This is a genomic window from Dethiosulfovibrio russensis (genome assembly GCF_021568855.1).
GTDB lineage: Bacteria > Synergistota > Synergistia > Synergistales > Dethiosulfovibrionaceae > Dethiosulfovibrio > Dethiosulfovibrio russensis.
Genome location: NZ_JAKGUG010000005.1, coordinates 193490 through 207277 on the forward strand (window position 1 = coordinate 193490; position 13788 = coordinate 207277).

The following is a 13788-nucleotide window of genomic DNA, read 5'->3' on the forward strand; positions in this document are numbered from 1 at the left end:
GAGGCCATCCCGCCTCCCCCAAACTCCATTTATTTTGGGATCATTGAAGTATGTTCCAGGCCTCCTGGGACAACACCATCAACACCGGCCCCACGTCTCTGTTATTCTCGACCGCCGCATAGGCGGTCCGTCCCGTAGCGAGATGGGTGACCGCATAGGCGGTAGTATTCCACGAGCTTGAGACGTGCCGTCCTCCTTTGCCCTCTATATCGGCACAGAGACGACCGACCGAGGTCGTTCCCGGTCTGTAGAGCTGGGCCATGATATGGACCTGACCGTCTCCTCCGTAACCTACGAACACCGACTCTATCTCTCTGGAATTGCTCACCCGGTAGATCTCCAGATTCGTACCGAAATTATCGTTCCACTCTATCGAGTCGGGACGACCTATAACGTTGTACACCCAGTTTCTCGTACGATACAGATCGAACCTGTCCACGGCGGACCCCGAGATCATGGCCTCTGCTCCTACCGGTAAGACTAGAGATGAAAGTACGCAGGTCAACACGACGATATTCATACACCTTCTCATAGCTCTCCACCTCCCTTGAATTTATAGTATCACCAGAAGAACGGAAACTTCAAGTTTCATATCGATCTAACTGATGCTACAATGGTGAAAATCTATGTAATCGAAGGAGGACTTGGAATGGGAACATCGGCGATCATACTATCGGCGATTGCGGCAGTCGGGGCTCTTTGGGCCATCATGGCCTACAACGGTCTCGTCAAGAAGAGGACCATGGTCGAGGAGGCCTGGAGCGGGATATCGGTCCAGCTAAAACGCAGACACGACTTGATACCGAACCTTATGAACACGGTAAAGGGATACGCATCCCACGAGAAAGAGGTGTTCGAAAAGGTATCCGAGGCCAGATCGGCTTCCATGTCGGCAGGATCGGTAGGCGACTCCGCGAAGGCCGAATCCATGCTGACCGGAGCTCTGAGGAGCCTCTTCGCAGTGGCCGAGGCCTATCCCGACCTGAAAGCCAACGAGAACTTCGTCCAGCTTCAGGGACAGCTTTCCTCCCTGGAGGACGAGATCCAGATGGCGAGACGTTACTACAACGGCTCTGCCAGAAACCTGAACATAGCGGTACAGACCTTCCCGACCAACCTGATCGCGTCGACGTTCGGATTCAAGAAGGCCGAGTTCTTCGAGCTGGAGGACCGCTCCGAGGGAGAAGTTCCTCTGGTGTCCTTCTAGCGACATGAGGTCAAATATGAGGCTGGCGAAAGCGGTCGCCCTCTTTATTCTGGGGCTCTTTCTCTGTGCTATGCCGATCGAGGCGGCGGAGGTCATATCCGATTTCCGAAGCGACGTATCCGTCGAGATAGACGGTACCGTCAAGGTGACGGAGACCATATCGGTAGTAGCGGAAGGCCGTAACATAAAGAGAGGAATATTCAGGGACTTCCCCACCGTCTACGAGAGACCCGAAGGAGGAACCGTGACGGTCCCCTTCGAGGTGAGCGAGGTGACGAGAGACGGAAGACCCGAGAAGTGGAGTACCGAGGCACTGTCCAACGGAGTCAGGGTAAAGATAGGGGACCCGGATCACCTTCTATCCAGGGGGGAACACCGCTACACGATATGTTACACGACCGCCCGTCAGATAGGCTTTTACGAGGAATACGACGAGCTATACTGGAACGTCACGGGGAACGGCTGGATCTTCCCCATAGAAAAGGCCTCCTGCACCGTAAACCTCCCGGAAGGGGCCAAGATACTCCAGACCGGAGCCTGGACCGGGATACAGGGATCGAAGGACAGACACGCCGTCATGGAGGCGGAGGGAGGCGAGGCATCCTTCGCCATCACCAGACCCTTAGCTCCGAGGGAAGGGCTTACCATAGCCCTGTCCTGGCCTAAGGGAATCGTAGCTCCTCCGGCTAAAAACGCCTATTTCATGACCGATCACGGTCTTGAACTGGCGTTCGGAGGGACCGCCTTGATCGGTCTACTCTACTTCTTCTGGGCCTGGTTGAAGGTCGGCAAAGACCCTAAGAAGGGCATCGTCGTCCCGAGGTTTCTGCCTCCCGATGGCATGTCTCCCGCTGCTGTAAGACAGCTGTCCATAATGGGCTTCGACGGCAGGTCCTTTTCCTCCGCCATAATATCCCTGGCGGTAAAGGGGTATCTGGTGATATCCGAGGAGGAGGGCTTCTTCAAAAAGTACAAGATAACGAAGACCTCTAAAGACAGGCGAAAGGGAGCCCTTCCTCCGGAGGAGAAAAGACTGTTCGACACCCTGCTGGGCAGCAGGGAAAGCATCCTGCTGAAACAGGAAAATCACGAAACCCTGGGAGCGGCGAAGGAAGCCCTTTCGGACAGTCTTAACGCCGAATACGGAAGGCTCTACGATAACAACCTCGGCTACGGGATAATAGGGGTGCTGATCATGACGGCCATACTGGTTCCGTCGTTCTTCCTGTTCGGAAGAGGAGAAGAAGAGATCTTCTTCGGACTGGGGGTAACCGTGGCCACATTGGTCATGGGCTTCATGGTCATGGGCTTGGTCAAAAACCTGCGAAGAACATGGAGGGAGAACTCCGGCTTCAAGGCCTTCTTCAAGATCCTGATAAAAACGCTGGGATTGCTTCTGATGCTTTTCTTGATGCTGATGGCCATCTCTCTGGCCTTCTACGTACTCTCGCCCATATGCGCCATGACCATGCCCATAATAGCCTTCATACCGGTGTTCTTTATTCCCATACTGAGGGCACCTACCAAAGAGGGCAGGATCCTGATGGACGAGATAGAGGGATTCTCCATGTACGTCAAGGTTACGGAGGAAGATCGCCTCAACCTCCTGAACCCTCCGGAGAGGACCCCCGAGCTGTTCGAGAGGTACCTGCCCTACGCCCTGGCTCTGGGACTGGAGCAAAAATGGGGAGAGAAGTTCGCATCGGTGCTCTCCTCCGTCGATTCAGGAGACGGCGGATATAACCCGACGTGGTACGTGGGATCCGCTCCTCTGTACGCAGCAGGAATGGGAGATTTCGCGTCCTCCCTGGGATCCTCCTTCTCGGACGCGATCTCCTCGGCCTCTACCGCCCCGGGATCGGAGTCCGCCTTTTCCGGAGGCGGAGGTGGCGGTGGTTCTGCTGGCGGAGGCGGAGGCGGTGGAGGTGGCGGCGGCTGGTAGACGCAAGAGAGAGGGCGGGGATCACTCCCCGCCCTCTTCGTTCAAAAACCTCAAAGCTTCCTCGAAACGATATTCCTCTATCATCAGGCCTACCCTCTCGGCATCCTCCAGGGACAGATCACCTCGATCGACCATCTCCTCTAGAGCCAACCTGGACTCTCGAGGACGATGTCCTAAGAGGGATTCCTCGAGGGAGCAGACTATACGGACCGGCTTGAAATCCCTGCTCCGGCCGGAATCTTCCAACACCGAGTCGGACCCTTCAAAACTGCTGCCGCCGTATTCCTCCTTGAACAGAGGTAAATACAGAGAAAAGGTGGTTCCTTTTCTCTCCTCCGTTTCTATGGACAGACCTCCTCCGTGGGATCGAACTATACCGAAGACCTCCGGCAACCCCATGCCTATCGAGTTCATCTTGGTGGAGAAAAAGGGCTCCATTATCCTGGAAAGATCGCTTCTTCGAATTCCCGAACCGTGATCCTCCACCGATATGCGGATGTAATCGCCCGGGGAAGGGTCTCCCAACAGATCCGCACAGCTTTCCTCGTTCAGACGGGCGAAACCGGTGTAAACTGTGACGGCGTCTCCATCGGGGTCGGCCTCCTTGGCGTTCAGCATCAAGTTCATGAACGCGTTGTACAGCTGCCCCTCGTCGCCCAGTACCCGACCGATAGGGGCCTTCAGATAAAGTTTGACTTCGGGGCCCTCTTCGAATCCGTGGGAAAAAAGGCCCCGCAGTTTCAATAAAACGTCGTGTACGTCCACCGGGCAGAAATCCACATCTCCCTTTTTGGAAAACGCCAAAAGCTTTCTTATGAGCGATAAAGCCCTTTCGGAAACGTCGATGATCCTGCTCCCTATGACCCTGGCCGAAGGATCGCTGGAATCCTCTCGAAGGGTCTCGCCGTAGCCGGAGACGGCCTGAAAATAGGCCAAGAAATCGTTGGAGATCCCCCCGGTGAGCTCTCCGAGAGAACGGAGCTTCTCCGTCTGTCGGATAAGTCTCTCCAGCCTTCTCTCCTCGGTGATATCCCTGATCAGAAGGGCGAACTGCCCCTCTTCCGGCGAGAACACCACCACATCCCAGACCGTTCCCTTTTCGAGAGAGGAATGGACGAACCTCTTCGACTCTCCGGAAGTAGCTATCGAATGGTACAGATCGAAAAGAAGAAAATCCTCACCGGGAAACAACTCCAAGGCGGTTTTCCCTACGAGTTCCTTCCTTTCTTTCCCGGTCAACTTCTCGTAGGCCCTATTGACCTCCAATAGTCTATAGTTCCACGGCTTGCCCTCTTCGTCCGTCATTATCTCGTTAAGAGAAATGGCGTCCACAAGGTTATCGAACAGCGATTCGTATCTTTTCTCGGCAAATCGCACTCTGCTGGAAGCCCTGACTTTATCCGAAAGATCTCTCACGACCGTCATCACTACGGGATAATCCCAAAGGGGTATAACCCTGGCCGACAGCTCCGCCGGAAAGATCCGGCCATCCTCTCTCAAGAGATCCAGAGTAAGCAGCAGCTCCCCTTCTTCCAGAAGCCTGTCGAACATACCCTCCGCCTCGTCCCTGGACCTGGAATCCACCACATCTATAACAGGACGACCGACCAGATCCTCTCTGGGAAACCCCAACATGCGACAAAAACTGTCGTTGACCTCCGATATCCTGTTCGGCATGTCCGAACGGATGGTACCGCTTATGAAAGCCCCGTCGCCCATGGAGTTGAAAAGCTGCCAGTATTTCTTCTCGCTCTCCCAATTGGACTCCTCTGCCCTCTTCCTCATTGAGATATCCCTCAAGAACATGAGGGTTCCTCCCCCCTCATCGGGTTTCATCGGGAATATCTCTATGTCTACCGGGGCCGAAGATCCATCTTTTCTAAGAAACCGTTCCTCTCCCACCACTACATGTCTGGTGGCGGCGTTGGGGATCCTCTCCCAGAGAACGGGCCTGTCGTCGGGATGTATAAGATCGAGCAGGGGACGACCGACTATGGCTTCCTGATCCTCGTAACCGAGGATGCTGATGGCCTTTTTATTGGCAAACGAGATCCTGTCGCCATCGTAGACCAACAGCCCATAGAGCACGGAGTCCAGTATGGAAAAACACATCTCGTCGTGGGGGAAAGGCAGAGCCATATGGAGACCTCCTTTTACAAAAGTTCAATTCCATATTTTTTATGAATAAGGGTTGACAGGTTCACACCCGAGGTATATCATAAACTCAACTTCAAGAACGGCATCAAAATAAACTACATTAAGGAGGAACGGACCATGTGGAATAAGGACGACTGCGGGAACTGGTATCCCCTGATGAGCTCGGTAAGCGAGATCGAATCGGCGTCTTCTCTGTGGGACAAGGACAGCGAGGGGAACTGGTATCTCCGAAGAGTCGTCCAGGAAAGCGCCGTTTCGGTTAAATGATCCGTAAAAATATAAACGCAGGACGGGACCTTTAAAGGTCCCGTCCTTTTTTCAGGGCGTGAACCCCGCATCTCTACAGATTTTGAGGTGAACACAGTCGCCTCTGGAGGCGAACTCCTCGCAGCTGCACCGAAGACGGGGCAGATCTACGAAATACCGTCCATCTCCGTCGGAGAAGACGACTATCTCCACCACCGCCTGAGAGGACGTCTCGTCCTTCCCGGAGGAAACGTCGTCCGAAGGAGCCAGGCCGTCCATGGCGAGGTTGGCCATGCGGTCCGCCTCGGAGTTATCCTTCCTGGGAACCCAGCGGAACCTCACCGACAGGCCCTTAGCCAATGCGTTGAACTCCTCGGCCAGAACGCCCAGCCTCGGCTCCTTTATCTTCCAGGCTCCCGAGAGCTGGTTGATCACCAGCTTGCTGTCTCCACAGAGCTCTATCTCGTTCAAGCCACGACGGACTACCTCTTTAAGAGCCAATATGGCCGCCATGTATTCCGCCTCGTTGTTGGTCCTCTCTCCCAGGGGCTCTGCCCCCCTCCATATGAGACGTCCTCCGTCGTCGTACAGGGCCGCCCCCGCTCCGGCTACGCCGGGGTTGCCTCGAGAACCGCCGTCGAAATGGGCTTTCCAGGCCATCTCAGCCTCTCTTTCCTCTGAGCTGTCCGCAGGCGGCGTCTATATCGGTTCCCTTTTCCTTCCTCAGTTCGACCTCCAGCCCCAGTTCTCTCAAGGTCGCCATAAAGGGGTTTATTCTGCTGGCCGAGGGTCTGCCGTAACGGTCGACTACCGGGTTGTAGGGAATCAGGTTTATGTACACGTCCAGGTCGGACAGAAGAGCGGCTATCTCATAGGCCATGGAGGGCTCGTCGTTGATCCTCTTGAGCAGAACGTACTCCACCGTGATCCTGTTACCGGTCTTTTTCTGGAACTCCTGAAGGGCCTCTACCACCTGCCCCAGGGGATAACGCTCGTTGACCGGCATGAGCTTCGAGCGAATCTGGTCGTTCGGAGCGTGCAGGGAAAAGGAGAGTCTAACGTCGAGCCCCGAATCGGCCAAGGCCAGAATTCCCGGGACTACCCCGGCGGTCGATATGGTTATCCTCCTGATTCCCATCCCTCTCATCTTGGGATGGTTAAGGATTTCGATAGCCTTCTTTACATTCTCCCAGTTTAGCAGAGGCTCTCCCATCCCCATGAAGACTACGTTCTTTATGTCCTGCCCCAGCCAGGATTCCATCGCCAGAAAATGTCCCACTATCTCTCCCACGGTGAGGTTCCGAACGAAACCCTGTCTTCCGGTAGCGCAGAAATCGCACCTGAGGGGACATCCCACCTGGGTGGAAAGACAGGCGGTATGGTGGTTGCCGTGATCCATCAGAACCGACTCCACCTCCTGACCGTCGAGAAAACGCCACAGGAACTTTACCGTTCCGTCCGAAGATTTCTGTACGTCCACGGCGAAGGGCGGCTGGACGTACAGATGCCCCTCCAGCTTCGAACGAAGTTCCTTGGAAAGATTAGTCATCCTGTGTATATCGAAAACCTTTTTCCCGTATATCCATTGACAGAGCTGATCCGCTCTGTAGGACGGCTCTCCCGTCTCGTCGACGAAATTCCGCCACTCATCGTAATTGAACTCTAGACCGTAGGTCATATCCGACATGGTGTTCCTCCTCAAAAAATAAACCTCTTAATACCCCCCATTGTAACCTACATGGACGGAAGATAGCGAAAAAAAACGATCCCGTTGCAAAAACCCTACCGGCATGCTATGAATATCTGTGTATATTTTCTTTAGAAAAGAGAGGTGACCTCTACGATATGGAAAGTTTCGTTCAACTGCATCCGGTGCTTCAGGCACTTATAGGGACCCTCTTCACCTGGGGAATGACCGCCGCTGGGTCCGGGATGGTGTACGTAAGCAAGGAACCGGGGCAAAAGACCCTGGACGTCATGCTGGGCTTCGCGGCGGGAGTTATGATAGCCGCCAGCTACTGGTCCCTTCTGGCTCCGGCGATAGAGATGTCCGAGGACATGGGGGTTCCCGGCTGGATTCCGGCAGCAGTGGGTTTTCTGGCCGGAGGCGGCGTCCTGAGGCTTGTGGACCGATATCTGCCCCACCTGCACCTAGGACTTCCGACCGACGAAGCGGAGGGCGTACAGACCAGATGGAAAAGAACCACCCTGCTGGTACTGGCCATAACCCTGCACAATATACCGGAAGGCCTGGCGGTTGGAGTGGCTTTCGGCGCAGTGGCTTACGGTCTCCCCTCTGCCACCCTGGCCGGAGCGATAGCTCTCGCCCTGGGAATAGGCATACAGAACTTCCCCGAGGGCATGGCGGTGTCCCTGCCTCTCAGAAGGGAGGGACTCTCCCAGAGAAAGAGTTTCCTCTACGGTCAGCTATCCGGCGTGGTCGAGCCCATCGCAGGGGTGATCGGAGCCGCCATAGTGGGAATATCCAGGCCGATCCTTCCCTACGCTCTGGCCTTCGCCGCCGGAGCCATGATATTCGTGGTGGTGGAGGAGGTCATTCCGGAATCTCAGCAGAGCGGAAACGGCGACCTGGCAACGATGGGAGTCATGCTGGGATTCACCGTTATGATGATCCTCGACGTGGCTTTGGGCTAGCAGGATGAGGGTAAAAAACGTTCGATTTGCCGCCGTGGCCACGGTCCTTCTGTGCCTCCATCTCCCAGCCTGGGGACTCGGAGGCATAGAGGGGATACCACAGTCTCCGATGTATCACGCCGTCTCCCAGACGGATCGACCGATAATACCAAAAGAAATTCAACAGAGACAATACGAAATACTCAAGACACGCTTTCACTCTCCCTGGGACCAGAACGAGCCGAGAGAAGCCCAAGAGGTTATCCTATGGGCTCTGGACCGTTACTGTCAAGACAGAATATACGGCGAAAACCTCTCCCCTCGCACCGACGAATGGAAAAAGAGGATGGCCGAATCTTGCCGGGTCGACTCGGTCGGAGAGCTGGGCACGAGGGCAGTCTCCTTGAGGGAGACATCCTTGAGGCTGCTCCCTACGAAATCACCCGCCTTTCTGTCTCCCGACCTGCCGGGAGAGGGCTACCCCTTCGACTACCTACAAAACAGCCTGGTCCACGCCGGAGAACCTCTCTACCTGTCTCACCTCTCCGAAGACGGACTTTGGGGCTGGTGCGACACGTCCTACGCCTCAGGATGGGTGAACATGGCCGACCTGGCGACGGTGAACGACGAACTGGCGACGAGATGGAGATCCCTGGAACTGGCGGCAGTAGTGAGGGAAGACGTCGTTCTGGCATATCGCGGTAGATCGCTCTTCGAGGCCAAGATAGGAACGCTGCTGCCGATGAAATCCAGAGGGGCAACCACTATTATCGTAGAGGTGCCAAGGGCAAGGCCGGACGGGGTCGCCTCGTCCATCGAGCTGAGGATACCCATGACCTCCGTGTCCCCGGCTCCACTATCCCCCAACGCCTGGACCGCCGCGGCCCTGGCGGAGCAGTTGATGAACGAGCCCTACGGTTGGGGAGGCTTCCTGAAAAACCGAGATTGCAGCGCCACCACCAGGGATCTTATGTTACCCCTCGGCATCTGGTTGCCCAGAAACTCAAAAGCTCAGGCCAAAGAGGGAAAGGTCATATCCCTTGAAGGAATGTCCAGAGAGAAAAAGTTAAAGACGATCTCTAGAGAGGGAGTACCGTTTTTCTCCCTGATAGGCCAGCCCGGACACATAATGCTCTACGTGGGAACCTATAGGGGGAAACCCTTGATACTTCACGACATGTGGGGAATAAGGACCGAGAGAAAAGGCAGTGAAGGACGGTATATAGTGGGCAAAACGGTGATATCCACACTGGACCTGGGAGAGGACCTTCCGGACCACGTCCCGGGCAAACTGATACTGGACCGAATCGACAGATTGACGATTCCATGGCTTCCCGAAACATAAGTTGACATTTTTACTCCAAGAAGATATAAAGTAAGCTATATCGTCTTTGGAGGGAGTTGCTCACAACTATGTTCACCGATTTACTCGCCGCTCTTGCGGTGGTAGTCAACGGAATACCTCAGGGGCTATTGGCCCTTATGTTCGGCTTCGCCGCCCTGCCTACGGCGTTGGCCTTCGGGGTGGGAATAGCCGGATCCCTTTACTTCAACTCGGTAGCCACCATATCGTTCCAGGCCGAGACTATCACTCTGGCAGGCACAATGGGAAAGGACCTGTCCGAAAGGCTCAGCATGGTCTTCTGGGGAGCTTTGTTCCTGCTGATACCGTCGATGCTGGGCATGAACGAAAAGATAGTCTCGGCGATAGGCCCTGTGGTGGTCAACTCCATGATGGCCGGGGTGGGCCTGATGTTGGCCAACGTGGCCATAGACCTCTTCTCGTCGGAGCGCTGGTCCGGTTCGGCCTCGGTAGCGGTGGCTCTCGTGGTATGGTTCCTGACCAGAGATTTGGCCAAGACCATCATCGTGTCCGTCCTGGCCTCGACGCTTCTGTACAACTACCTTCTGAGAAGCAGAGGGATGGACCTGGACGTTCACGTAATAGACGGAGCCAACGAAAAGTTCCGTTTCGGCATGGTCAAGTGGGACATATGGCGCCATCCCAGGATACTCTACGGAGCCCTGGCCATGGCCTGTCTCAACATAGGGGCCAACATCTCTTTCGGAAAGATAACCGGCAGCATAGCGGGGGTCGGCACCGACATAGATCACCTGGCCATCTACTCCAGCCTCGCCGACATGGCCTCCACCCTGTTCGGAGGAGCTCCGGTTGAGTCCATCATATCCGGAACAGCCACGGCTCCGAACCCGGTTAGATCGTCCGTCATGATGATGGCCATAATGGCCGCACTACTGCTGTTCAAGCTGCTGCCAACCATAGGACGGTACGTGCATCGCTCGTCCATCGCCGGTTTTTTGCTGGTGCTGGGGGTGTTCGTGACCTTTTCCACCAATATGGCCGCAGCGGTATCTCTGGTTCCGGATTTTCAGGGCCCCTTCGGCATGACCCCCTGGGGAATGGTGATCGGAGCTACCGTGTTCGCCTCTGCCAGATGGAATCCCTTCTTCGGATTGCTGGCAGGAGTCGTCGTAAGACTGGTCTTCGGGATATAGGAGGGTGGATTCGATGGACTTTTACGAGCTACACCTGGCGGGACTGGTCAGACGACTGCCCAAGGTAGCCATCTCGAAGAACCTGTCCATAGCGTCTTTCGTGATGATGGGAGACACCGAACTGGTGGAACGATGCGCCGAGAAACTGACCGAAAGGCTGGGCGATATATCCCTGGACGCACTGGTCTGCCCCGAGGCGAAGGCTATTCCCCTGACCCACGCCATGGCCAGGATCATGAAGCTGAACTACGTTGTCATAAGAAAATCGGTAAAGGGCTATATGGTGGGACCTCTGGTCGAGACGGTGAGATCGATAACCACAACAGAAGAACAGACCCTCGTCATGGACGGATCGGACGTAGCCAAGATAAGAGGGAGAAAGGTGTGTCTGGTGGACGACGTGGTGTCCACAGGGGCGTCCCTCCGATCGGCCAGACAGATACTCGACAGGGCCGGAGCCATAACGGTGGCTCAGGCGGCGCCTCTGCTCGAGGAGGGAGGTCACGACGGAGAAGGAGTGACCTTTCTGGAAACTCTGCCGGTATTCCCCACGGAGAAATAGATCGACCGATAGACGGGAGGGACCCACGATCGGGCCCCTCCCGTTTTTCTCAATCCACCGCTTTCCAGAGCAATCGCCCTCGATCCTCCAGGGGCTCCACCTCTCCACGGTCTATAAGATAGCTGAGATGGGCCGAAAGGGCCCCGAGGTTCAATACGTATCTCAGAGGATCTACCTTCTTGTCCAGCCATTCCATCAACTTTCCCAACAGGTCGTCTCTGGTCATCGGGGTTCTGCAAAGGGAGAGAACCCTGTCGGATATATCCAACAGATGCCGTCTAGTCACGGAGATAAGCTCGGAGGGATCCTCCACAGTCGAAGCGTGGCAGGGAACGAACCACCGGGCCTCCAGCCTCTCCAGAAAGTCGAGGGTAACGAGCCATTCCGCCACGTCCACCACGTAAAGCATTCCGTGAGCCTCCACCATATCGGAGTCGAACAACGAGTCTCCTACGTAGGCGACCTCGTCCGGCGTAACGTAGCCCACCATCCCCGGAGAGTGCCCCGCCAGTGAGACCAGTCTCAGACCGGTCTCCTCCCACTCTCCGGACTGAGGCAACCGTCGATCCACCTGACACACCGGGGCCATCAGAAACTTGTTCTTGAGAGCCCCAAAAGGCGACGCCCCCCACAGGAACGACGGCTCGTAGATCGTCTCCTCCAGAAACGGACTCTCGAAGGCTGGCATAGCCACGGAACATCCGGTGGACTTCTTCAGATAGGCGCATCCACCGACGTGGTCGGCGTGAAAATGAGTGCAGGCTACCCAGTTCAGACGCCGGCCTTCCCTTTCGATCATGCGTCTCAAAGCCCTGCCGGACGATTCGTCCATGCCCGAATCCAGAAGAACCGTATCGTCCTTAGGTCCCCAGAGCCCCAGCTTTATGCGCCCCTCCACGACATAGCTATCTCCCAAGAGATGTGTCAATTTCAGATCCGCCATGGCGACTCCATCCCCTTCATGTCTATCTACCCCCGAAGAACCGGTCCAGATCGGATTTGAGCGCCGCCTTGGCGGATGGATTGGTGTACATCATGTGGCCGCCGTCGTAGGTCTTAACCGTGACGTTTTCCTTCAGCCTCTCCACGGGAACGTCCAGACGTCCCAGTGTATAGAGGATGGAATCGGCGGTACAGGTCATATCGTAAGCTCCCATGGCCACGAATACCTTGAGAAAATCGCACCGTCTCATAGCGCTGGCCAGGAGATCCACCGTGTTCGGGTACCCTACGAATGCCTCCGAGCCGGACTGGAAGTTCCAGCGGTAGAGGGCCTCGTCGTTGCCGCTCAGATATTCTCTGTCGGTGGAAAAATCTAGCTCGTCCCTGAGATAGGACATGAAAGCCGTGTAGTAAGGGGCACCGACCAAGGTGAACATGGGATCCTCTCCGTAGTCGTACCAGCCGCCCGGGCCGGTGAGCCTCGTATCGTAACGACTGATCATGAGACGATCATCCTGAAGGAGCCCGGAGAGGAACACCGCCGGAGGAACCCTCAGATTCAGGCTTTTTATGTCCCTTTCAGGGAGAGATGTGTAACGGTTCAGCCCCTCCAGCACTGCCTCGAACTCCTCCTCGGACAGCCCGTTGCCGTCCCAGAGAGCCTTCAGATAGGTGCTGGAGGCCCAGTCTCTGGCATTGTAGAGGACCTTCTCCAGAGGCAGGCTTTGAAGATCCTCCGGAAGCTTGCCATGATACCAGGCCGCTGCCGCCATGGCGGGCAGGGCGTGGATGTAGGGTCTGTCGTTGCTGCTGTCCGGCACCAGGTCGCCGTAGCTCGCCACCGGAGCCACCAAAATGATACCGGAAGGCATTATGCCCATGTCCATGAGAGCCGACGCCAGCCCGGTGGCCCTGATGCCGCCGTAGCTCTCCCCGGCGATATATATAGGCGATCCCCAACGGCCCTCTCTGGTCAGATACATCCTTATGAACTGAGCGACCGAGGCTACGTCCTCGGAAACTCCCCAAAAACTTTCGCTAGAATCCGGATCGAAACCCCTGCTGAAGCCGGTTCCTATGGGATCGACGAATACCAGATCCGTATCCTCCAGGATCGTATCTTCGTTATCCTGAACGACGTAGGGAGGCCTGGGAAGGCCTATGCCATCGGGAGAGGACTTGACCACCTTGGGGCCGAAAGCCCCCATGTGGAGAAAAAGAGACGAAGAACCGGGGCCTCCGTTGAAGGCGAAGGTAACAGGTCTGTCCTTTCCGGAGACCTTCGTCCTGGAGTAGGCCACGTAGAAGACCCTGCCCATTTCGTCGCCCTTATCGTCGAACACCGGCATCAACTCAGCCCTGGCCCGATAGTTCAACTTCTTGCCTGCCACCGTCACGGTGTGGTCGGTTACGGAGGCGTCCAAAGGCACGATCGCCTTTTCCGGAACGACCTCCTGAGACCTAGGCTGTTCCTCTGGAGCAACTACATCCTTTTCCGTCTCAGCCCATCCTACGGAGGACAGGCAGGTTAAGATAAACGCCCCCAACAACAGGGTCAGATAATATTTTTTCATTTTTCGA

13 protein-coding genes are annotated in these 13788 nt (G+C 55.8%); 7 read left to right on the forward strand and 6 right to left on the reverse strand.

The window, feature by feature from the left end; translation table 11 throughout:
* Positions 1-40 precede the first annotated feature (40 nt).
* Positions 41-532, reverse strand: a complete 492-nt coding sequence (locus L2W48_RS07570) for a hypothetical protein (protein ID WP_236099330.1) — start codon at positions 530-532, stop codon at positions 41-43.
* A 117-nt stretch (positions 533-649) separates the two neighbouring features.
* Between L2W48_RS07570 and L2W48_RS07575 the strand changes: the two genes are divergently transcribed.
* Together L2W48_RS07575 and L2W48_RS07580 are read left to right on the forward strand one after the other, a co-directional pair.
* Positions 650-1207 (forward strand): LemA family protein, encoded by a 558-nt coding sequence (locus L2W48_RS07575; protein WP_005660582.1) that lies wholly within the window; start codon positions 650-652, stop codon positions 1205-1207.
* A gap of 16 nt (positions 1208-1223) precedes the next feature.
* Entirely contained in the window at positions 1224-3149 is a 1926-nt protein-coding gene (locus tag L2W48_RS07580) for a DUF2207 domain-containing protein (protein ID WP_236099329.1), read from the forward strand.
* 21 nt (positions 3150-3170) lie between these two features.
* Here L2W48_RS07580 and L2W48_RS07585 read toward each other — a convergent pair whose 3' ends face one another.
* Complete coding sequence (locus L2W48_RS07585; protein ID WP_236099328.1) at positions 3171-5288, reverse strand: PAS domain-containing sensor histidine kinase; 2118 nt, start codon at positions 5286-5288, stop codon at positions 3171-3173.
* Positions 5289-5423: 135 nt separating this feature from the next.
* On the opposite strand from L2W48_RS07585, the gene L2W48_RS07590 reads away from it, so the two are divergent.
* Positions 5424-5573, forward strand: a complete 150-nt coding sequence (locus tag L2W48_RS07590) for a hypothetical protein (protein ID WP_236099327.1) — start codon at positions 5424-5426, stop codon at positions 5571-5573.
* A gap of 51 nt (positions 5574-5624) precedes the next feature.
* Here L2W48_RS07590 and L2W48_RS07595 read toward each other — a convergent pair whose 3' ends face one another.
* Together L2W48_RS07595 and rlmN are read right to left on the reverse strand one after the other, a co-directional pair.
* On the reverse strand, positions 5625-6212 hold the full coding sequence (locus L2W48_RS07595; RefSeq protein ID WP_236099326.1) for a ribonuclease HI family protein: 588 nt from the start codon (positions 6210-6212) through the stop codon (positions 5625-5627).
* Between the two features lies 1 nt (position 6213).
* Positions 6214-7239 (reverse strand): dual-specificity RNA methyltransferase RlmN, encoded by a 1026-nt coding sequence (gene rlmN, locus L2W48_RS07600; protein WP_236099325.1) that lies wholly within the window; start codon positions 7237-7239, stop codon positions 6214-6216.
* Between the two features lie 158 nt (positions 7240-7397).
* Here rlmN and L2W48_RS07605 point away from each other — a divergent pair, with 158 nt between their 5' ends.
* The 4 genes from L2W48_RS07605 to L2W48_RS07620 all read left to right on the forward strand — a co-directional run bounded on the left by L2W48_RS07605 (position 7398) and on the right by L2W48_RS07620 (position 11265).
* Positions 7398-8207 (forward strand): ZIP family metal transporter, encoded by an 810-nt coding sequence (locus L2W48_RS07605; protein ID WP_236099324.1) that lies wholly within the window; start codon positions 7398-7400, stop codon positions 8205-8207.
* 4 nt (positions 8208-8211) lie between these two features.
* Positions 8212-9531, forward strand: coding sequence for an SH3 domain-containing C40 family peptidase (locus L2W48_RS07610; RefSeq protein WP_236099323.1), 1320 nt, complete (start codon positions 8212-8214; stop codon positions 9529-9531).
* Between the two features lie 68 nt (positions 9532-9599).
* Positions 9600-10703, forward strand: coding sequence for an NCS2 family permease (locus L2W48_RS07615; RefSeq protein WP_236099322.1), 1104 nt, complete (start codon positions 9600-9602; stop codon positions 10701-10703).
* Between the two features lie 13 nt (positions 10704-10716).
* Positions 10717-11265 carry a phosphoribosyltransferase family protein gene (locus tag L2W48_RS07620; RefSeq protein WP_236099321.1) on the forward strand — a complete coding sequence of 183 codons (549 nt, stop codon included), beginning with the start codon at positions 10717-10719 and terminating at the stop codon, positions 11263-11265.
* A gap of 49 nt (positions 11266-11314) precedes the next feature.
* Here L2W48_RS07620 and L2W48_RS07625 read toward each other — a convergent pair whose 3' ends face one another.
* Together L2W48_RS07625 and L2W48_RS07630 are read right to left on the reverse strand one after the other, a co-directional pair.
* On the reverse strand, positions 11315-12208 hold the full coding sequence (locus L2W48_RS07625; protein ID WP_236099320.1) for an MBL fold metallo-hydrolase: 894 nt from the start codon (positions 12206-12208) through the stop codon (positions 11315-11317).
* Between the two features lie 22 nt (positions 12209-12230).
* Positions 12231-13781: a S10 family peptidase gene (locus L2W48_RS07630; protein ID WP_236099319.1), complete on the reverse strand. Its 1551-nt coding sequence runs from the start codon at positions 13779-13781 to the stop codon at positions 12231-12233.
* Positions 13782-13788 lie beyond the last annotated feature (7 nt).

What these genes read in the sequence shown, in the direction of transcription:
- L2W48_RS07570 (WP_236099330.1), bottom strand. Translation starts at nt 532, where the DNA reads ATGAGAAGGTGTATGAATATCGTCGTGTTGACCTGCGTACTTTCATCT.
- L2W48_RS07575 (WP_005660582.1), top strand. Translation starts at nt 650, where the DNA reads ATGGGAACATCGGCGATCATACTATCGGCGATTGCGGCAGTCGGGGCT.
- L2W48_RS07580 (WP_236099329.1), top strand. Translation starts at nt 1,224, where the DNA reads ATGAGGCTGGCGAAAGCGGTCGCCCTCTTTATTCTGGGGCTCTTTCTC.
- L2W48_RS07585 (WP_236099328.1), bottom strand. Translation starts at nt 5,288, where the DNA reads ATGGCTCTGCCTTTCCCCCACGACGAGATGTGTTTTTCCATACTGGAC.
- L2W48_RS07590 (WP_236099327.1), top strand. Translation starts at nt 5,424, where the DNA reads ATGTGGAATAAGGACGACTGCGGGAACTGGTATCCCCTGATGAGCTCG.
- L2W48_RS07595 (WP_236099326.1), bottom strand. Translation starts at nt 6,212, where the DNA reads ATGGCCTGGAAAGCCCATTTCGACGGCGGTTCTCGAGGCAACCCCGGC.
- rlmN (WP_236099325.1), bottom strand. Translation starts at nt 7,239, where the DNA reads ATGTCGGATATGACCTACGGTCTAGAGTTCAATTACGATGAGTGGCGG.
- L2W48_RS07605 (WP_236099324.1), top strand. Translation starts at nt 7,398, where the DNA reads ATGGAAAGTTTCGTTCAACTGCATCCGGTGCTTCAGGCACTTATAGGG.
- L2W48_RS07610 (WP_236099323.1), top strand. Translation starts at nt 8,212, where the DNA reads ATGAGGGTAAAAAACGTTCGATTTGCCGCCGTGGCCACGGTCCTTCTG.
- L2W48_RS07615 (WP_236099322.1), top strand. Translation starts at nt 9,600, where the DNA reads ATGTTCACCGATTTACTCGCCGCTCTTGCGGTGGTAGTCAACGGAATA.
- L2W48_RS07620 (WP_236099321.1), top strand. Translation starts at nt 10,717, where the DNA reads ATGGACTTTTACGAGCTACACCTGGCGGGACTGGTCAGACGACTGCCC.
- L2W48_RS07625 (WP_236099320.1), bottom strand. Translation starts at nt 12,208, where the DNA reads ATGGCGGATCTGAAATTGACACATCTCTTGGGAGATAGCTATGTCGTG.
- L2W48_RS07630 (WP_236099319.1), bottom strand. Translation starts at nt 13,781, where the DNA reads ATGAAAAAATATTATCTGACCCTGTTGTTGGGGGCGTTTATCTTAACC.